Source organism: Mycobacterium sp. SP-6446 (genome assembly GCF_001954045.1).
Lineage (GTDB): Bacteria > Actinomycetota > Actinomycetes > Mycobacteriales > Mycobacteriaceae > Mycobacterium.
Window position 1 is genome coordinate 1 of sequence record NZ_MBEM01000038.1, and the last position, 19,022, is coordinate 19,022.

A 19,022-nucleotide genomic window follows, 5' to 3' on the forward strand; every position below is an offset into this window, starting at 1 on the left:
GCGCCGGGAACGCGGATGTATCGCACCGGGGATCTGGTGCGCTGGCGTGCCGATGGCCAACTCGACTACGTGGGCCGCGCCGATGAGCAGGTCAAAATCCGCGGCTACCGCATCGAGCTCGGCGAAATCCGCGCCGCCCTAACCCAACTCGACGGGGTCCAACAAGCCGCGGTCATCGCCCGCGAAGACCGCCCCGGCGACAAACGCCTCATCGCCTACATCACCGGCACCGCCAACCCCGCCACCATCCGCGACCAACTAGCCCAACGGCTACCGGCCTACATGATCCCCGCCGCGCTAATCGCCGTAGACGCGCTACCGCTGACGGTCAACGGCAAACTCGACACCGCCGCCCTCCCCGCACCCGACTACACCACCAGCGCCTACCGCGCCCCCACCACCCCCACCGAAGAAATCCTGGCCGCCATCTACGCCCACACACTCGGACACGACCACGTCAGCATCGACGACTCCTTCTTCGACCTCGGCGGCGACAGCATTTCGTCGATGCAGGTGGTGGCGCAGGCCCGTGCCGCCGGCCTGATGTGCAGGCCGCGCGATATTTTCGTCGAGCCGACGGTGGCCCGGCTGGCCCGGGTGGTTGGAATTGCCGACGGTGCGGCCGGCCCGATCGACGAGGGTGTCGGGCCGGTGTTGGCTACCCCGATCATGCGTTGGCTGCAAAGTGTTCAGGGTCCGGTTGAGCAGTTCAATCTGATGGCGTTGTTGCAGGCTCCCTCGGGGGTCAGCGAGGCCGACGTGGTGGTCATGCTGCAGGCCTTGCTGGATCGGCATGCCATGCTGCGGCTCAGGGTCGACGACGACGCTGGCGGCTGGTCTCTACAGGTGCCCGGCGCGGGCTCGGTGGATGCGAGCGATTGCCTGCACTCGGTGGACGTGTGGTCCGACGAGGCGCTGGCGGAGGCGCAATCTCGGTTGAATCCGGCCGCCGGGGCGGTACTCAGCGCGCTGTGGGTCGCTTCCACCCGCCAATTGGCGCTGATCGCAAATCATCTGGCCGTCGACGTGGTGTCGTGGCGGATATTGCTGGATGACCTCAACACCGCCTGGAGTCAACACCGGGTGGGCCGGCAAGTGGTATTGCCCGCGGCGGGGACATCGTTTGCCCGCTGGGCGTCGCTGCTGGCCGAGCACGCGCGCTGCCCGGAAGTCGTGGGCCAAGCGGACGCCTGGAGGGAGGTCGTGGCGATCCCTCCCGCGCTGCCCGCAGTTCACCCCGACGTCGATACGTTTGTCACGGCTGAGCACATGGAGGCGTCGCTGGACGTCGGGACCACCCGCATGCTGCTCGGCGAGGTGCCCGCCGGGTGTGATGCCGGGGTGCACGAGATCCTGCTGATCGCGTTCGCCTTGGCCTGGGCGGAGTTTTTGGGCACCGGCGACACCCCGATCGGCATCGACGTCGAGGGCCACGGGCGCGACGAGGAACTGGCCCCGAATGTTGACCTGTCGCGCACCGTGGGGTGGTTCACCACCAAATCCCCGGTGTCGTTGAAGGTAGGCGGGCTGCCTTGGGCGCAGGTGACGGCCGGCGAATCAGCACTGGGCCTGGTGATCAAGGACGCTATCGCGCAACTTCGTGCCCTACCCCGGCCCGTGACCTATGGGCTGCTGCGCTATCTGAACACCGATGTTGATCTGGCCGGGTCCGACCCGCCGATCGGGTTCAACTACCTGGGGCGCCTGGGTGTACCGGTGCTCGATGCTTCGGCCGATGGTGATGTCTGGCGGATCGGCTATTGGGGGTCGTCGTTCACAGACAGCGGCGGCGCCGGCCGCGCCATGCCGCTGGCGCACACCGCGGCCGTCAACGCCGTCACCGTCGACACCGACGCCGGCCCGCAACTGCACGCCCAGTGGACGTGGGCGCCATCGGCCCTGGATCGCGAGCAGGTCACCCAGCTCAGCCGGTTGTGGTTTGACGCCCTCGGCGGCATCTGCGCGCATGTGCGAAGCGGTGGGGGAGGCTTGGCTCCCGCCGACATCGCGGCCGAACCCAAGCCGGGGGACAAGAGCAGACTGCGCTACGACGATTACCTGCACCTCGATCAGCTGCTCGACGCCGTCCAGCCCTTGTTCGCAGACGGCGACCGCTGCGCTTGGGGCGACGAAAGATACTTCCTGATCATCCACCAAACCTCCGAACTGTGGGCTTCGCAGATCCTCGCCGACCTCGAGGTCGCGCTGGAGGCCGCCCGCCTGGCGGACTTCGACAGGGCGATCGAACGCTTGAAGCGCGCCAACGCCGTGCTCGAACTGATGTTGACGACACAGGGTGCCCTACAACATCTTGCGGTGGATGACTTCCATCGGTTCCGGCCCCGATTACAGGGTGTGAGCGCGGCACAGTCGGCGCAATTCGAAATCTTGCTGCGGGGTGTTCGACACGCTCCGGTGAAGGGCCTCCTCGAGATTGCCGCCGATCGGCGCGACGACGACCGCGGCGACCGCCGACTGAAACTGCAACTGGGCGCGCAGCTCGATGTGTTCATCGCGGGCCTGACACGGTGGCGGCTGGCGCACGTGGACGCAGTCCGCCGCTTCATTGGGGGAGACCGAGGCACCGGCGGCAGCGCCGGCGTCGACTACCTGATCGATCAATTGATCGAGGCAAGCCGCCCATCATAAGGAGGCACCCACTATGGCGAACATCGACGAGCCGGCTCGCGACATCGCGACCATGCCCCGGGGCGGGCCTGACGCCTCCTGGCTGGACCGGCGGTTGCAGACCAACCGGCTGGAATACCTCGATCGCGACGATGTAGACAAACTCAAGCGCAGGGTGATTCGCTCGCTTGACAGGGTCGAACGGTTGTTTGCCCTGCACACGACGGGCGCCCGTATGGTTCTTGATGAGGTGGCCAATATCTCCTCTCCCAAGGTCTTAGAACTCGGGTCCGGTCACGGCGGGCTGTCCCGCAAGCTGCTGGAGCTTCATCCCACCGCTCAGGTGACGGTGACCGACATCGATCCCACGTTTGTGGCGGCCATTGCCACCAGTGACCTCGGCAGTCACCCCCGCGCCACGGTGCGCGAGATGGATGCCGCCGCAATCGACGCGGAAGACGGGGCTTACGACCTCGCGGTGTTTGCGCTGTCGTTGCATCACTTGCCGCCTGCTCAGGCCTCCCGGGTGTTCGCCGAAGGGACCCGCGCTGCAGACAAGTTGTTGATCATTGACGCCCACAGGCCGTCGGCACCGGTCCACTTGATGATGCTGGCACTCACGCTGCCGTTTGCTGCGCTAGTGCCGCTGATACACGACGAGGTAATCAGCGCACTACGCGCTTATAGCCTGTCGGCGCTGCGTGCGCTCGCCCATGATGCGGACCCGGCGATGAACGTCGAATTCCGCCGAGCGCGGGGCGCGATGGTGGTGGTTGCGAGTCGCGCACGGCAACCCGGCAATCGTCACCAGGATCACGAACCGCGGTCCCGGTGAACTGTTCGAGCACCGACGAATAACCCAGCTACGCAAGGAATCACCAGCCGCGACGGCAGTTGGAGCGCAGTCGTGGGTCTACGGCGCGCCGCCATCTTGTGGTCCGCCACTCGTGAGGGCGGCCACAAGGTCGCCGGCGCGATTGACGATCAGGGAGATGTGTCCTTCGTCGGGGTAGTAGGTGGCGGTGCAGTGCGGTAGTTCGTCGGCGACCGCGCGGGCCACGCCGATCGGTACCGAGCGGTCGAGCTCGCCGTGCCAGAGATACACCTCGGACATCTCGATGTCGCGCCAGGAGAAACCCCACGGGCGCCCGAATATTGCGCCCTCGCGGGCCGGACCGCGCGGGCCTTGCCGGAACGCGTCGGCGAGCACCGCGGCCATCAGCTCGGCGACCCCGGGTTGGTCGAGGACCCGCCGATCCGCTTCGACCCAGCCGCGCGCCAGGCGCCGCAACCGGCGCTCACCGCGCTCCGGGTCGGCGAACAAGCGAGACGTGAGCGGGGTGACGACCCACGGGATCGACCTGGACAGCAGGGCCCTGGCCGCGCCGAAGGGGCCGAGGGGCGAGACCAGGCCGCAGGCCTTGAGCCGGCCCGGGAACCGGTAGGCGCACGCCGCCGCGTGGGGCCCACCACTGGCGACCCCGATGACCGAGAACCGGTCGATACCCAGCCGGTCGGCAAGCTCGGCCACATCGTCGGGCCAATCGAGCAGCCGGCGCCGGGGTTGATAGGTCGAGAGCCCCATGCCCGGGCGATCCACGCCAAGCAGGCGGACCCCGGCATCCTCGGCGGCCTGCGCCAAAAACCTTGCCTCGAGCCGAGAACCGGGATCGCCGTGAAAGTAGAACAGCGCCGGCCCGTCGCGGTTGCCGTACTCGGCGAAGCCGATTCCGCGCCCGTCCGCCAGCCGTACTACCTCGCCCGTATCGGCGCGATCGTCTGACTTCATCCCTGCGAGACTCCCTTTACGCCATACAGAAGCGGTACAGAAGCCATACTTGCAGCAGCGCGGGAGGAGGGGAGTGCCGATGAGCAAGCTCGGACAGCGAGCCGTTGTCTGCGGCGCGAGCATGGCCGGGCTGCTGGCCGCCCGAGTGCTGTCGGACTTTTACGAAACGGTGACACTGGTCGAGCGCGACCGGCTGCCCGACGGCGCCGAACAGCGGCGCGGCGTGCCCCAGGGACGGCACTTTCATGCGCTATTGAGCACGGGGTCGACAGCCCTGGGCGAGCTGTTCCCCGGCCTGCTCGACGAACTCGTCGCCGGGGGCGCCATCGTCCTCGACAACGACCAATCCCGCGCCTATGTCCGGTTGGGCCAGCACGAGCTCGACCTCTCCGGCGAATTCGCCGACCCGGCAGCGCTTTTCATCTATCAACCGAGCCGGCCATTTTTGGAGTCCCACGTCCGGCGACGGGTCCGCGCCCTCGCGAACGTGACGTTCCTGGAGGGCCATGACGTCGTCGAGCCGATCGCCGACCCGGCCCATCGGGTGACCGGTGTTCGGGTGGTCAACCGCGACACCGGTGCGGAAACCGTGCTGGACGCCGACATGGTGGTCGATGCGACGGGCCGGGCCGCGCGCATGCCGGCGTTCCTCGACAACCTCGGCTACGAGCGACCCGTCGAACAGCGCTACCCGGTGCAGCTGAGCTACGCCAGTCAATTTCTGCGCATTCCCGAAGGCATGCTCGACGAGAACGCGATCTCGGTCGGCATCACGCCCGACCGACCGGTCGGCGTGGTGGTGGTGGCCTACGAGCACGGCACCTGGATTCTGACCCTGTTCGGCGTGGGCGGCTACGAACTGCCCGACGACCTGCCCGGCGTCATCGACTGCGCCGCGGAATTCGCGCCGGCTTTTCTGATCGATGCGCTGCGGGCGGCCGAGCCGCTCGGTGCGTTGTCCGCGCAGCGGTACCCGGCGAGCACCTGGCGGCGCTATGACAAGCTGCGCCGATTCCCGGCGGGGCTGCTGGTGATCGGCGACGCGATCTGCAGCTTCAACCCGGTGTACATGCAGGGCATGACCATGGCCGCGCTGCAGGCCGTGGCGCTTCGAGACTGTCTGGCCGATCGCGACGGCGACCTGAGCCGGCGATTCTTCAAGGCGGCCGCCAAGCAGATCGCCCCCGTGTGGCGGGGAAACCGGCTCAACGATTTCGCCGTGTCCCAGGCGGGTGGTTGGCGTCGGGCCCTACGGCGCTTGATGAACTGGCACTCCGAGAAGGTGCAGGCAGCCGCCGCCAACGACCCGGCGGTCACCGAAGCGCTCCTGCGGGTGCAGCACTTTGTCGACCCACCGGGCCGGCTCATGCAGCCCTCGTTCCTGATGCGGATCGTCGCAGCAAACCGGCGCCCCAAAACGGCCCGAGCCACCGGGGTGGAGGGTCTGCGCGCAGGGGGCCCCTGAGCGCTTTCGCCCTGGGTCGAGCCCGACAACGACATCGTGGAATACGGCCCCGGCGGGCAAATGCTCGGGTACGGTGCCACACATGGGGAGTAACGGGTGGGCAACGCATGCCGGTTCGGTGAATGTAATTCCCGCGGTATGCCCGGCCAGTGGTCTTTCGGACCATGACGACGGCGAGGCCGAGCGGACTGCCGGGGACAAGAGGCTCACCTACGCTGACTACCTGCACCTCGACGGCCTGCTCGACGCCGTCCGGCCTTTGTTCGCCAACGGCGACGCCGCCGCCTGGGGCGACGAGAGATTCTTCCTGATCATCCACCAAGTCTCTGAGCTGTGGGTTTCGCAGATTCTCGCGGACCTCGAGGTCGCGCTCGAGGCCGCTCGCCTTGCGGATTTCGACAAGGCGATCGATCGCTTGAAGCGCGCCAATGCCGTGCTGGAACTGACGCTTGCGACGCAGGGCGCCCTGGAACATCTCGCGGTGGACGACTTCCACCGGTTCCGACCTCACTTGCAGGGCGTGAGCGCCGCACAGTCCCCTCAGCTCGCGACCTTGCTGACGGGCGCGGACCACGCCCCCGTGGCGGGGCTGCTCGAGATCGCCGCCGATCGGCGCGGCGACAGCGCCGGCCGCCGGCAGAAACTGCACTTGAACGCGCAGCTCGACGTCTTCATCGCCGGCCTCACCCGCTGGCGGCTCGGCCACCTGGACGCGGTTCGCCGTTTCATCGGCGACGGCCCGGGCACCGGGGGCTCGGCCGGGGTCAGCTACCTGATCGATTGCCTGGACGGGACTCCCCGCCCGTCGTAGGACACGTTGCGCGTGACGCTCGTACGCTACGGCACCCATCCGAGCCAGTACGGCGTGCTCAGCCTTCCCGAAGGCCCGGGTCCCTGGCCGATTGCCGTCGTCATCCACGGCGGGTTCTGGCGGACGGCCTACGGCGCCGACCTGACCTCCGATCTGGCCGAGGATCTCGCGCGGCACGGCTTCGCCGCCTGGAACGTCGAATACCGCAGGGTGGGCGAGGACCCAGAGGGCGGGGGCGGTGGCTGGCCGGCCACCTGCCTCGACGTCGCCGCCGCCGTCGACCTGCTCGCCGCGACCGGCCAAACCCTGGCAGCGGGTCGCCTCGACCTGTCGCGGGTCGTCGCGATCGGGCACTCCGCGGGAGGTCAGCTCGCCGGCTGGCTGGCCGGCCGGAAGTCGCTGCCCGCCGGCGCGCCCGGGGCCTCGCCCCTCGTGGCGCTGACCGGCTTCGTCAGCCAGGCGGGAGTCCTGGACCTGGCACTCGCGCTCGAGGAGGACCTGGGCGCCGGGGCGGTCCGCTACTTCCTCGGCGGCCCGGTGAGCGACGCCGAGGACCGCTCGCTGGCCAGCCCCAGCGCCCTGCTTCCGATGGGCGTTCCCTCGGTTTGCGTGCACGGCACCGACGACGGCGACGTGCCACTGGTTCAGTCGGAGCGCTTCGTCGCGGCGGCTCGGCACGCCGGCGACGACTCCCGGCTGCTGACGCTCCCCGGCACCGATCACTACGCGCTCATCGACGTGACCTCGCCCGCGTGGGCGGCGTGCCGCGCGGCGGTCATCGATCTCGCGTAGCCGGCCGTCGGGCCGCGGTGTTGAATCAAGGCATGTTGAGCCTGGCCGAAATATCCGACCGCCTCGAGATCCAGCAGCTGCTGGTGGACTATTCCACCGCCATTGACAACCGCCGCTTCGACGATTTGGACAAGGTCTTCACCCCCGACGCCTACATTGACTACCGCGAGCTCGGCGGCATCGATGGCCGCTACCCCGAGGTGAAGAAGTGGCTGTCCGAGGTGTTGCCGACCTTCCCGGTGTATGCGCACATGCTCGGCAACTTCTCGGTGCGCATCGACGGGGACACCGCCTCGTCGAGGGTGATCTGCTTCAACCCGATGGTGCTGCCCGGCGACCCCCAAGCAAAACAAGAGCAGGTGCTGTTTTGCGGCCTGTGGTACGACGACGAGTTCGTGCGCACCCCCGAGGGCTGGCGGATGACGCGGCGGGTGGAGACCAAGACGTTCCAGAAGGTGATGTAGGCGAATTTCCGCCGGGGGTCCGCGTTCTGGCACAATGGGCGGCTGTCCGCCCCGCGACTACGGCCGTTGGGCGGTCACACACGCGAGGCAAAACCGGATCCGGGCAATCCGCCCGGATCGCTGAATTGCAGCGTGACACACACAGGAGAACTGGCTTAACCATGGCTGTGAAGATCAAGCTGACTCGGCTTGGCAAAATCCGCAATCCCCAGTACCGAATCGCCGTCGCCGACGCACGCACGCGGCGCGACGGCCGTTCGATCGAGGTCATCGGCCGCTACCACCCGAAGGAAGACCCGAGCCTCATCGAGATCAACTCCGAGCGTGCCCAGTACTGGCTTTCCGTGGGCGCCCAGCCCACCGAGCCCGTGCTCAAACTGCTGAAGATCACCGGCGACTGGCAGAAGTTCAAGGGGCTGCCCGGCGCGGAGGGCCGCCTGAAGGTCAAGCCGGCCAAGCCCAGCAAGCTCGAGCTGTTCAACGCCGCGCTGGCCGCCGCCGAGGGCGAACCCACCACCGAGGCCGCGAAGCCGAAGAAGAAGGCCCCGGCCAAGAAGGCCGCCAAGGCCGCCGAGCCCGCTCCCGAAACGAGCGCTGAGCCCGCCGCCGAGGCCGCTCCCGAGACGAGCGCTGAGCCCAGCGCCGAAGCCAGCCCCGAAGCCGAGAAGGCTGAGGCGCCGGCCGAGGGCGGCGAGCAGTCCGAACCGACCACCGAAAGCTGACTGTCGTGAGCACCGTCGTGGTGGATGCCGTCGAGCATCTGGTTCGGGGGATCGTCGACAACCCCGACGATGTCCGGGTGGACATGGTGACCAGCCGGCGCGGCCGAACCGTCGAAGTACATGTTCATCCCGACGACCTGGGCAAAGTGATCGGTCGGGGGGGACGGACCGCGACCGCATTGCGCACGCTGGTCGCCGGCATCGGTGGCCGCGGTATCCGCGTCGACGTGGTGGACACCGACCAGTAGGGCAGCGCTGCTCATGGAGCTGCTCGTCGGGCGCGTCGCCAAAGCGCACGGCATCAGCGGTGAGGTGGTGGTGGAGGTCCACACCGACGATCCCGCCGCCCGGTTTGCGCCCGGTGTTACGTTGCGCGCCAGGCAATCTCGAGGCGACGGCCCGGAGCGCAGCTATGTCGTCGCCGACGTCCGCGAGCACGGCGGACGGCTGCTGGTGCGGTTGACGGGAGTGGACGACCGCGACGCCGCCGAGGCGTTGCGCGGCAGCCTTTTCGTGGTGGATTCCGATGACCTGCCGCCGATCGACGAGCCGGACACCTACTACGACCATCAGCTCGAGGGCCTGCGCGTCCGGACGACGACGGGGCAGGACGTCGGCGTCGTTGCCGAGGTGCTGCATACGGCGGCGGGCGAATTGCTGGCGGTGCGACACGATGGCGACGGGGAAGTGCTGGTGCCGTTCGTCGGCGCGATCGTCACGTCGGTGTCGCTGAACGACGGCGTGGTCGAGATCGACCCGCCCGAGGGCCTGCTGGAGCTGGGGTAGTCATGCGCATCGATGTGGTGACGATCTTCCCGGCGTATCTGGACCCGCTGCGACAGTCGTTGCCGGGCAAGGCGATCGAGTCGGGTCTGGTCGACCTGCGGGTGCACGATCTGCGGCGGTGGACGCACGATGTGCATCGCTCGGTCGATGATGCGCCCTACGGCGGCGGTCCGGGCATGGTGATGAAGGCGCCCGTGTGGGGCGAAGCGCTCGACGAAATCTGTTCCGCCGAAACACTATTGGTCGTTCCCACTCCCGCTGGCACGTTGTTCAAGCAGGCCACCGCCCAGCGCTGGAGCGGCGAGGCGCACCTGGTGTTCGCCTGTGGCCGCTACGAAGGCATCGATCAGCGGGTCGTCGAGGATGCCGGCCGCCGGATGCGGGTGGAAGAGGTCTCGATCGGCGACTATGTGCTGCCGGGCGGGGAGTCGGCGGCCGTCGTGATGATCGAAGCGGTGTTGCGGCTGCTGACCGGCGTGCTGGGCAATCCCGCGTCACATCGCGAGGATTCGCATTCGCCGCAACTGGACCGGCTCCTAGAGGGGCCGAGCTATACCCGGCCCCCGAGCTGGCGTGGCCTCGACGTTCCCGACGTTCTGCTATCGGGCGATCATGCGCGAATCGCCGCCTGGCGTCGCGAGGTTTCGCAGGAGCGGACCCGGGAGCGCCGGCCCGACCTGTCCGGCGACTAATCGGCGGGGGTGGATCCGATTCGGCCGTGGGGAAATATCGTCTTGACCGCACGGGTGATCGTGTCGCGTGCGGTGGTGTCATCGGACGTCTGCAGCGACTGGACCACCATGATGTAGCGGTGGTCCGCGCCGATCAGTCCGGTCGACAGATGCACCCACGCGCTGCCGATACAGCACATCCAACCCTGCTTGACCGCCACCGATTCGGCGTACAGGCCATCCGGAATGCCGAATCGCTGTGGGTAGCCGTCGATTCCGTTCGGGGTGGACTGCGCCAGATCGTTGACGATGATCTTGGCGCGCTCCGCCGGCAACCCGCCGGAGCCGTCGAGCAGGACATCGTAGTAGCGGACCAGGTCCGTCAGCGAGCTCATGGTGTTCCACCAGCGCCCGTCGCTGGGCGGGGTGGTCGACGACAGCCCGTAGCGGCCCGCGACCTGGGTGATGATGGCGTCTCCGCCGCCCTGGCCCCAGAATTTCTCGGCGGCGCCGTCGTCGGAGGACTGCAACATGGCATCCAGCGCCTGGCGGTCGTCCGGGGTCAGGACGGTCTTGCCCTCGGATTCGGCCAGTAGCAGATCGTCGGCGATGAAGAGCTTGGCCACCGATGCGGTGCCGACGATCTGGGTGTTGCCGCTGGAGACCAGCTGATGGGTCTTGCGGTCGAGGATGGCTACCGACAGGGCGGCGCCGGCCGCGGCGGCCTCGTCGGTCGCCTGCTGAACCCGCGCCTGCAGTCCGTCGAACCCGGAGCTGGGCAGCGCCTGCGGTGGCGCGGGCATCGAGCCGACGTCCCGCATGAGTTCGACGTGTTGCGGGGGCTGCGCCGGGTGATCGGGCGTGGTGTGCGCCGGCCGGCTGGCCGCCTTCGGGGAGACCTTCGCCGAAACGATGGCCTCGTCGCAGCCGGCGATCACCAGCGTCACCGCCGCCATGGCGGTGAGCACAGTGAGCGGCCGTGCGCGCATCAGTCTCCTCCGGACGTCTGGGAAAACGTTCGTGTGGGCGGGCCGCATCGCCGTCTGCCCGGGCATCACGCTGAGGTGCGGTTCGACTAGCGCGTTTTGACCCGAGTCATGTGTACCATTCACCAGCGATTTCGGCGCGTTGTGAACCGCGGGTTTACCTGTGATTTTCAATGCACGCGGGCCGTCTGGCACAATTGACCAGTTGTCTCGCGGCCATCAGCGGCCCGGACCTTCCCCGTCCGCTGCGAGATACGCCCGGAAGCCCGAACACCCATCGGCTTGGCGGCCGGCTCACACGTGTGGGCAGCTGCCCCAGGCCGCGACCCCGAGGAAGTGTTTTCTCACCATGAACAGGCTGGACTTCGTCGACCAGGCGTCGCTGCGCGACGACCTCCCGGTCTTCGGCCCGGGCGACACCATCAACGTGCACGTCAAGGTGATCGAGGGCGCCAAAGAGCGCATCCAGGTATTCAAGGGCGTCGTCATCCGCCGGCAGGGCGGCGGCATCCGCGAGACGTTCACCGTGCGCAAGGAAAGCTATGGCGTCGGCGTCGAGCGGACTTTCCCGGTGCATTCGCCGAACATCGACCACATCGAGGTGGTGACCCGTGGCGACGTCCGCCGCGCCAAGCTGTACTACCTGCGTGAACTCCGCGGCAAGAAGGCCAAGATCAAAGAGAAGCGCTGACCCGGTGCGCCCAGGTCTGCCAAAGCCGCAATCCGCGCTGGCTACGCTGATCTCGTGACCGATACCCCGGACGCACCCGAGCCCCAGTCCGACGCTGGTCAGTCAGAGCCGAAGGTCTCCACCCGCGACCCGGAGGCGCCCGGCGACGGGCTCGAGCCGGCACCAAAGCCCCTCTTGCCGCCCGAGGCGGTCGAGCCGGAGGCGAAGAAGAAGTCCGCGTTGCGCGAACTCGCGATCCTGGCCGTGATCGCGATCGTCCTCTACTACGTGATGTTGACGTTCGTGGCGCGCCCCTACCTGATCCCGTCGGAATCCATGGAACCCACGCTGCACGGCTGCACGGGCTGCGTCGGTGACCGCATCATGGTGGACAAGCTCAGCTACCGATTTGGCGCACCGCACCCCGGTGACGTCATCGTCTTCAAGGGACCGCCGTCGTGGAACGTCGGGTACAAGTCGATCCGTTCACCCAACGCCGCGCTGCGCATGGTCCAGAACGCGCTGTCGTTCATCGGTTTCGTGCCGCCCGACGAGAACGATCTGGTCAAGCGCGTCATCGCGGTCGGGGGGCAGACCGTGCAGTGCCGGGCCGACACCGGGTTGACGGTCAACGGCAAACCGCTCAAGGAGCCATACCTGGATCCGTCCACCATGATGGCCGACCCGTCGGTGTACCCGTGCCTGGGCAGCGAGTTCGGGCCGGTCACCGTCCCGCAGGGCCGGCTGTGGGTAATGGGGGACAACCGCACGCACTCGGCGGACTCGCGCGCGCACTGCACCAGCGTTCCGGCCGACGCGCTTCGGGGTGTGCTGTGCACCGGTGACCCGATGTCGGGGACGGTGCCGGTACCCAATGTCATCGGCAAGGCCAGGTTCATCGTCTGGCCGCCGTCACGATGGGGCGGTGTGGGTTCGGTGAACCCCCAACAGAGCCAGTAGCGATGGCCACGACCTGGCCGCCGCGGACGGTGATCCGCAAGTCGTCGGGGTTGCGAACCCTGGAGTCAGCGCTGCACCGCAGCGGCCTGGGGCCGGTGGCCGGGGTCGACGAGGTCGGCCGCGGCGCCTGCGCGGGCCCGCTCGTGGTGGCCGCGTGTGTGTTGGGGACCGGGCGGCTGGAAAGCCTTGCCGCCCTTGATGATTCGAAGAAGCTCACCGAAAAGGTGCGGGAGAAGCTGTTCCCGCTGATCTGCCGCTACGCCGTGGCCTACCACGTGGTGTTCATCCCGTCGGTCGAAGTGGACCGGCGCGGCGTGCACGTGGCCAACATCGAAGGCATGCGCCGCGCCGTGGCCGGCCTGTCGGTGCGTCCGGGCTATGTGCTGAGCGACGGCTTTCGGGTGCCCGGGCTGCCGATGCCCTCGCTGCCGGTCGTCGGCGGGGACGCGGCCGCCGCCTGTATCGCCGCGGCCAGCGTGCTGGCGAAAGTCAGCCGCGACCGGCTGATGGTCGCGATGGACGCCGTGCACCCCGGCTATGGCTTCGCCGAGCACAAGGGCTACGGCACGCCCGCGCACAGCCTGGCGCTGAACCGGCTGGGCCCCTGCGCCGAGCACCGCTACTCGTTCATCAACGTGCGGCGGGTGGCGAACGGGTCAAACGGCCGGGTGGTGGCGGAGTGTAAACCGGACCTACCGGACTTGGGTGGCGAATATTCGTGAGGAAAGATGGGGACCAGGATTGCCGGGAAAAGGACGTCTGAGTAGATGAGTCGCAGATGAGTGCTGAGGATCTCGAAAAGTACGAAACCGAGATGGAGCTCTCGCTCTACCGCGAATACAAGGACATCGTCGGCCAGTTCAGCTACGTGGTGGAAACCGAGCGGCGCTTCTATCTCGCCAACAGCGTGGAGATGATGCCGCGCAACGCCGACGGTGAGGTCTACTTCGAGCTGCGACTGTCCGACGCGTGGGTATGGGACATGTACCGGCCGGCGCGTTTCGTCAAGCAGGTGCGGGTGGTCACCTTCAAGGACGTCAACATCGAAGAGGTCGAAAAGCCCGAACTGCGGCTGCCCGAATAGCCGGGCCCGGGGCGCCGGGTTACTCCGGCAGGTGACCGCGATTCTCGATGACGGCCCGCGCCACTTCCGCGAGCTTGATGTTCAGGGCCTGCGAATGGCGCCGCAGCAGCTCGAACGCATCGTCCTCGCTCATCTCGTGCAGCAGCATCAACATGCCGACCGCCTTGCCGATTTCGCGGTTGCTGAGTAGCCCACGCCGCAGGCTGGCGGCATCCTCGCCCTTGGCGATGGCGTTGATGGCCACACTGGCGAACGATGCCAACACCGCCGCTCGTCCGGCGGACTCGGCGTCGAACATGTTGGGTGTGTCGCTGAACAGGTTCAGCGCGGCCCCCTTGCGCTTGTTGACCAGCAGCCGGAATCCCATCGCGCCACGCACCGGGGTCTCCTCGACAAGGACCGCGGCGAGCTTGGGCCACAGCGACGGTGTGGTGAGGTCGGGGTCGATCTGTGGCGTTTCCTCCTCGATCGCATCGATACACGGGCCGTCGCCGGCGCGGCGTTCCAGCTCGTCGATCTGCTGCGCGAGCCGGTCACTCGCGCCGACGGTGATGTAGCGGTCGTTCTCGCGTAGCAACAGGCTGGCGTGGTCGCAGCCGCGGATCGCCAGGGTCGCGGCGACGCAGATGGCCGCGTACATCTGCGAGGCGTCCGAGCCTTGATAGATGATTTCGGCGAGGGCCGCGAAGACCGTCGCGGGGTCGGCCTTCTCTCCGCCGGGCGGCGCCCCGTCGTGCGGTGATTCGTCTGCCATGTTGTGGTGCCTCATTTCCGGCGGGTGTCGGCGATTCGACCCGCCCTGCTGGAGGTCGGCGTGCATATCAACCAGCGCGCTTCATTGACCCTACGCATACCCGTTGACCCGTGGGCCAGCACTGCATCCTTGCGGGGAAATCGCGAAGGCGACCAGCGATTTTCGTGGGCACGGTTTGGCTGACCGGCTGCCGGGAAGAGACCTGAGGTGGGAATTACGGTGGCGGTGACCGGGCCGACGGGTGAAATTGGCATCTCCGCGGTGACGGCGCTGGAGCGTGAGCCCGCGGTGGAGACCATCGTCGGAATGGCGCGCCGGCCGTTCGACCCGTCGTCGCGCGGCTGGGTGAAGACCACCTACCAGCAGGGCGACATCCTGGACCGTGAGGCCGTCGACGCGCTGGTCGCGCAGGCCGACGTGGTGGTCCACCTGGCGTTCCTCATCATGGGGTCGCGCGAGGAGAGCGAGCGCATCAACCTGCAAGGCGCGCGCAACGTATTCGAGGCGACGGTCAGCAGCGTGCGGCCGCGTCGCCTGGTGTACACCTCCTCGGTCGCGGCGTATGGCTACCACTCCGACAATCCGGTCCCGCTCACCGAGGACGTGCCGCCCCGCGGGTCACCCGAGCACTACTACTCGGCGCAGAAGGCGGCGTGTGAGGCGTTGCTCGCCGAGGTCACCCGGGATTCGCCGCTCGAGGTATTCATCCTGCGGCCGTGCATCGTCGCCGGACCCAACGCTCCCGCGCTGGCCGACGCGATGCCGTGGAACCGGCTGCCCGGTCCCATTCGCGCGGTGACCAAGATGGTGCCGGCGCTCAAACCGGTGGTGCCGGACCCCGGTTTCCCGTTGCAACTGGTCCACCATGACGACGTCGCCACCGCGATCGCGCTCGCGGCCACCGCTCCGACCCCGCCGGGCTCGTACAACATCGCCGGCGACGGCCTGGTGACGGTGGCCGACGTGGCCAAGGCGCTGGGCGGCCGACCGATACGGGTACCCGCCGCCGCCGCGTCGGCGGCATCCGCCGCGATTTCGAAGGTGCCGTTCGCCCCGTCGATGCTGGAATGGCTGCACGTCGCCCGGACGTCGGTGGTGATGGACACCGCCAAGGCGAAAAAGGAACTCGGCTGGCTGCCGGTGCACTCCGCGGCGGAGACCTTGGCGGAGTTGGCGTCGTCGGTGTGAAGGCGTGTGAAGGCGGTCTGAGCGCGGGTCAATGTAGTTTGAATTCGTGAGGTTTCACCGTCCGGTGACCGGCGACATCCCCGCCGACTACGACGAACACGCCGTGACCGTCGCGCCCCCCAAACAGGAGGCGGCGGGCATGCGGGCGGTGCTGGTCTCGCTGCAGCGGGGGCTCGAGCAGATGGGCGCGCTGCGCACCGCCGCCGCCCTCGCGCGGCTCAATCAGCGCAACGGTTTCGACTGCCCCGGCTGCGCATGGCCGGAGGAGCCGGGCGGGCGCAAGCTCGCCGAGTTCTGCGAGAACGGCGCCAAGGCCGTTGCCGAAGAGGCCACCAAGCGCACCGTCACGCCGGAGTTCTTCGCCCGGCACTCGGTGGCCGAGCTGTCCGCGAAGCCCGAGTATTGGCTTTCCCAGCAGGGCCGCCTCACCCAGCCCATGGTGCTGCGGCCCGGTGACGACCACTACCGGCCGATCGGCTGGGACGACGCTTATGAGTTGATCGTCGAGGCGCTGCGTGCACTGGAGAACCCGGATCAAGCCGTGTTCTACACGTCGGGTCGCACCAGCAACGAAGCGGCGTTCTGCTACCAGCTGCTGGTCCGCTGCTTCGGCACGAACAACCTGCCCGACTGCTCCAACATGTGCCACGAGTCCTCGGGTTCGGCGCTGACCGAGTCGATCGGCATCGGGAAGGGATCGGTGACCGTCGACGACGTCGAGCAGGCCGACCTGATCGTCATCGCCGGACAAAACCCCGGCACCAACCACCCGCGGATGCTCTCGGTGCTCGAGAAGGCAAAAGCCAACGGCGCCAAGATCATTGCGGTGAACCCGCTGCCCGAGGCCGGGTTGATCCGCTTCAAGGACCCGCAGAAGGTGAACGGGCTTGTGGGGCAAGGGGTCCCGATCGCCGACGAATTCGTGCAGATCCGCCTCGGGGGCGACATGGCGTTGTTCGCCGGTCTGGGCAGGTTGTTGCTCGAGGCCGACGACCGCGCCCCGGGCACCGTCATCGACCGTTCTTTTATCGACTCGCATTGCGCCGGCTTCGACGAGTACCGGCGCCGGACGCTGCGGATCGACTTCGACACCGTGCACGCGGCCAGCGGCGTCGAACGGCAACAACTCGAACGCGTGGCCGCGATGCTGATGGCATCGGAGCGCACGGTCGTGTGCTGGGCCATGGGCCTGACCCAGCACACCCACGCCGTGGCCACCATCGCCGAGATCACCAATCTGTTGCTGCTGCGCGGCATGATCGGCAAGCCGGGCGCGGGAGTGTGCCCGGTGCGTGGCCATTCCAACGTGCAGGGCGACCGCACGATGGGCATCTGGGAGAAGATGCCCGAGCAGTTCCTGGCCGCCCTGGACAGCGAATTCGGCATCAGCAGCCCGCGCAAGCACGGGTATGACACCGTGGCCGCGATCCGCGCGATGCGCGACGGGCGGGCCCGGGTGTTCGTGGGCATGGGCGGCAACTTCGCGTCGGCCACCCCCGACACCGCCGTCACCGAAGCGGCCTTGCGCAGTTGCGCGCTGACGGTACAGATTTCGACCAAGCTCAACCGCAGCCACCTCGTGCACGGCAGCACCGCGCTGATCCTGCCGACGCTCGGCCGCACCGACCGCGACGTCCGCGAAGGCCGGAAACAGGTTGTCTCGGTTGAGGATTCGATGTCGATGGTGCATCTGTCGCGGGGCAGCCTGCACCCACCCAGCGACCAGGTGCGCAGCGAGGTGGAAATCGTCTGCCAGTTGGCCCGCAGGCTGCTCGGCGCGGCGCATCCGGTGCCGTGGGAGCGGTTCGCGGCCGACTACGACACCGTCCGCGACGCGATCGCCGCGGTGGTGCCCGGCTGCGCAGACTACAACCGCAAGGTGCGCCAGCCAGACGGATTCCAACTGCCGCACCCGCCGCGTGATACACGCGAATTCCGCACCAGCACAGGCAAAGCCAACTTCGCAGCGGATCCGCTGCAGTGGGTGCCAGTGCCGCCGGGCCGGCTGGTGCTGCAGACGCTGCGCAGCCACGACCAGTACAACACCACGATCTACGGGCTCGACGACCGCTACCGCGGCGTGAAGGGTGGCCGCCGCGTGGTGTTCGTCAACCCCGCCGACATCTCGGCGCTGGGCCTGGTGGAGGGCCAGCGGGTCGACCTGGTCTCGGAGTGGACCGACGCCGATCAACGGCTGCAGGAGCGGCGCGCGAAGGACTTTCTGGTGGTGGGCTATTCGACCCCGGTCGGAAACGCCGCGTCGTACTACCCGGAGACCAACGCGCTGGTCCCGCTGGATCACACCGCGGCCAAATCGAACACCCCGGTGTCCAAGGCGATCATCGTGCGATTGGAGCCGGCGTCATAGGCCACGTCACCGCGCGGCGGCGGGTCAGGCATCTCAGCGCCGATCGGGCGGTCACCCGACCGGAAACCCTCGCCGTCGAGGAGCCGCTGGAGATCCGCGTCAACGGCGCCCCGGTGACCGTGACGATGCGGACGCCGGGCTCGGATATCGAACTCGCGCAAGGCTTTCTGCTCACCGAGGGAATCATCGGGTGCCGCGAGGACGTGCTGACCATTCGCTACTGCGGAGGGCGTGACGACGAAAACGCTTACAACGTTCTGGACGTCACGTTGGCTCCCGGCATCGCGCCGCCCGACCTCGATGTCACCCGCAATTTCTACACCACGTCGTCGTGCGGGGTCTGCGGCAAGGCATCGCTGGAGGCGGTGCGGCTGATGGGCCGGTTTTCGCCCGGTTCGGATCCGGCGACGGTGGCCGCGGCCACGCTCAAGGCGATGCCGGACCAACTCGGCTCCGCCCAAAAGGTTTTCGCGAGCACCGGCGGGCTGCACGCCGCGGCGTTGTTCGGTGTGGACGGCGCCATGCTGGCCGTGCGCGAGGACATCGGCAGGCACAATGCGGTCGACAAGGTCATCGGCTGGGCGCTCGAGCACGACCGGGTGCCGCTGAGCGCGACGGTGCTGCTGGTCAGCGGGCGGGCGTCGTTCGAGTTGACGCAAAAGGCCGTGATGGCAGGGATTCCCGTGCTCGCCGCCGTGTCGGCGCCGTCATCGCTGGCGGTCTCCCTGGCCGAGGAGTCCGGGGTGACGCTGGTGGCGTTCCTGCGGCAGGACTCGATGAACGTCTACACCTGGACCGACCGGATCACGTAGCGCCTGGGGATAGACCCGGGACTGGGGATAACCGTCCATTTCGGCCGGCCCTCGGCCGCGTCATGTCGGAGC

At 67.9% G+C, this 19,022-nt stretch carries 20 protein-coding genes; 17 read left to right on the forward strand and 3 right to left on the reverse strand.

Annotation, left to right across the window (positions count from 1 at the left end; translation table 11 throughout):
• Together A5736_RS02740 and A5736_RS02745 are read left to right on the forward strand one after the other, a co-directional pair.
• A partial coding sequence (locus A5736_RS02740; protein WP_139333094.1) for a tryptophan 2,3-dioxygenase family protein occupies positions 1-2,649 on the forward strand: 2,649 nt, incomplete at its 5' end.
• A 13-nt stretch (positions 2,650-2,662) separates the two neighbouring features.
• The gene (locus tag A5736_RS02745; RefSeq protein WP_076244404.1) at positions 2,663-3,463 is read left to right on the forward strand and encodes a class I SAM-dependent methyltransferase; all 801 of its coding nucleotides are present in this window, start codon (positions 2,663-2,665) and stop codon (positions 3,461-3,463) included.
• A gap of 78 nt (positions 3,464-3,541) precedes the next feature.
• Here A5736_RS02745 and A5736_RS02750 read toward each other — a convergent pair whose 3' ends face one another.
• A complete protein-coding gene (locus tag A5736_RS02750) occupies positions 3,542-4,417 on the reverse strand; it encodes an alpha/beta fold hydrolase (protein ID WP_076244406.1) in 876 nt (291 codons plus the stop codon).
• Between the two features lie 79 nt (positions 4,418-4,496).
• On the opposite strand from A5736_RS02750, the gene A5736_RS02755 reads away from it, so the two are divergent.
• The 8 genes from A5736_RS02755 to trmD all read left to right on the forward strand — a co-directional run bounded on the left by A5736_RS02755 (position 4,497) and on the right by trmD (position 10,149).
• Positions 4,497-5,882: an NAD(P)/FAD-dependent oxidoreductase gene (locus tag A5736_RS02755; protein ID WP_076244408.1), complete on the forward strand. Its 1,386-nt coding sequence runs from the start codon at positions 4,497-4,499 to the stop codon at positions 5,880-5,882.
• An 82-nt stretch (positions 5,883-5,964) separates the two neighbouring features.
• The gene (locus A5736_RS02760) at positions 5,965-6,693 is read left to right on the forward strand and encodes a tryptophan 2,3-dioxygenase family protein (RefSeq protein WP_083667115.1); all 729 of its coding nucleotides are present in this window, start codon (positions 5,965-5,967) and stop codon (positions 6,691-6,693) included.
• A 12-nt stretch (positions 6,694-6,705) separates the two neighbouring features.
• Entirely contained in the window at positions 6,706-7,485 is a 780-nt protein-coding gene (locus A5736_RS02765) for a S9 family peptidase (RefSeq protein WP_217695723.1), read from the forward strand.
• 32 nt (positions 7,486-7,517) lie between these two features.
• The gene (locus A5736_RS02770; protein ID WP_076122815.1) at positions 7,518-7,949 is read left to right on the forward strand and encodes a nuclear transport factor 2 family protein; all 432 of its coding nucleotides are present in this window, start codon (positions 7,518-7,520) and stop codon (positions 7,947-7,949) included.
• Between the two features lie 161 nt (positions 7,950-8,110).
• On the forward strand, positions 8,111-8,671 hold the full coding sequence (gene rpsP / locus A5736_RS02775) for a 30S ribosomal protein S16 (protein WP_076122802.1): 561 nt from the start codon (positions 8,111-8,113) through the stop codon (positions 8,669-8,671).
• Positions 8,672-8,676: 5 nt separating this feature from the next.
• Positions 8,677-8,919 (forward strand): RNA-binding protein, encoded by a 243-nt coding sequence (locus A5736_RS02780; RefSeq protein WP_003878715.1) that lies wholly within the window; start codon positions 8,677-8,679, stop codon positions 8,917-8,919.
• 13 nt (positions 8,920-8,932) lie between these two features.
• Positions 8,933-9,457, forward strand: a complete 525-nt coding sequence (gene rimM, locus A5736_RS02785) for a ribosome maturation factor RimM (RefSeq protein ID WP_076244414.1) — start codon at positions 8,933-8,935, stop codon at positions 9,455-9,457.
• Positions 9,458-9,459: 2 nt separating this feature from the next.
• Entirely contained in the window at positions 9,460-10,149 is a 690-nt protein-coding gene (trmD, locus tag A5736_RS02790; RefSeq protein ID WP_076122804.1) for a tRNA (guanosine(37)-N1)-methyltransferase TrmD, read from the forward strand.
• Here trmD and A5736_RS02795 read toward each other — a convergent pair.
• A complete protein-coding gene (locus A5736_RS02795; protein ID WP_076244416.1) occupies positions 10,146-11,117 on the reverse strand; it encodes a hypothetical protein in 972 nt (323 codons plus the stop codon). The genes trmD and A5736_RS02795 overlap by 4 nt on opposite strands.
• Before the next feature lie 346 nt (positions 11,118-11,463).
• Between A5736_RS02795 and rplS the strand changes: the two genes are divergently transcribed.
• From rplS to A5736_RS02815, 4 genes are read left to right on the forward strand one after another with little or no spacing between them, the layout of a single operon-like run.
• Complete coding sequence (gene rplS, locus A5736_RS02800; RefSeq protein WP_076063490.1) at positions 11,464-11,805, forward strand: 50S ribosomal protein L19; 342 nt, start codon at positions 11,464-11,466, stop codon at positions 11,803-11,805.
• A 54-nt stretch (positions 11,806-11,859) separates the two neighbouring features.
• Positions 11,860-12,744, forward strand: coding sequence for a signal peptidase I (lepB, locus tag A5736_RS02805; RefSeq protein WP_076244417.1), 885 nt, complete (start codon positions 11,860-11,862; stop codon positions 12,742-12,744).
• 2 nt (positions 12,745-12,746) lie between these two features.
• On the forward strand, positions 12,747-13,466 hold the full coding sequence (locus tag A5736_RS02810; RefSeq protein ID WP_076122807.1) for a ribonuclease HII: 720 nt from the start codon (positions 12,747-12,749) through the stop codon (positions 13,464-13,466).
• A 56-nt stretch (positions 13,467-13,522) separates the two neighbouring features.
• Complete coding sequence (locus A5736_RS02815; protein ID WP_076122808.1) at positions 13,523-13,828, forward strand: DUF2469 domain-containing protein; 306 nt, start codon at positions 13,523-13,525, stop codon at positions 13,826-13,828.
• 19 nt (positions 13,829-13,847) lie between these two features.
• Here the strand turns inward: A5736_RS02815 and A5736_RS02820 are convergent, their stop codons facing one another.
• Entirely contained in the window at positions 13,848-14,582 is a 735-nt protein-coding gene (locus tag A5736_RS02820) for a GAF and ANTAR domain-containing protein (RefSeq protein WP_076244469.1), read from the reverse strand.
• Positions 14,583-14,789: 207 nt separating this feature from the next.
• Here A5736_RS02820 and A5736_RS02825 point away from each other — a divergent pair, with 207 nt between their 5' ends.
• From A5736_RS02825 to fdhD, 3 genes are read left to right on the forward strand one after another with little or no spacing between them, the layout of a single operon-like run.
• Positions 14,790-15,770 (forward strand): NAD-dependent epimerase/dehydratase family protein, encoded by a 981-nt coding sequence (locus A5736_RS02825; RefSeq protein ID WP_076244419.1) that lies wholly within the window; start codon positions 14,790-14,792, stop codon positions 15,768-15,770.
• Positions 15,771-15,816: 46 nt separating this feature from the next.
• Positions 15,817-18,138, forward strand: a complete 2,322-nt coding sequence (locus tag A5736_RS02830; RefSeq protein ID WP_139333095.1) for an FdhF/YdeP family oxidoreductase — start codon at positions 15,817-15,819, stop codon at positions 18,136-18,138.
• Positions 18,135-18,950, forward strand: a complete 816-nt coding sequence (fdhD, locus tag A5736_RS02835) for a formate dehydrogenase accessory sulfurtransferase FdhD (RefSeq protein ID WP_076122817.1) — start codon at positions 18,135-18,137, stop codon at positions 18,948-18,950. Before A5736_RS02830 ends, fdhD begins: the two co-directional genes overlap by 4 nt.
• Positions 18,951-19,022 lie beyond the last annotated feature (72 nt).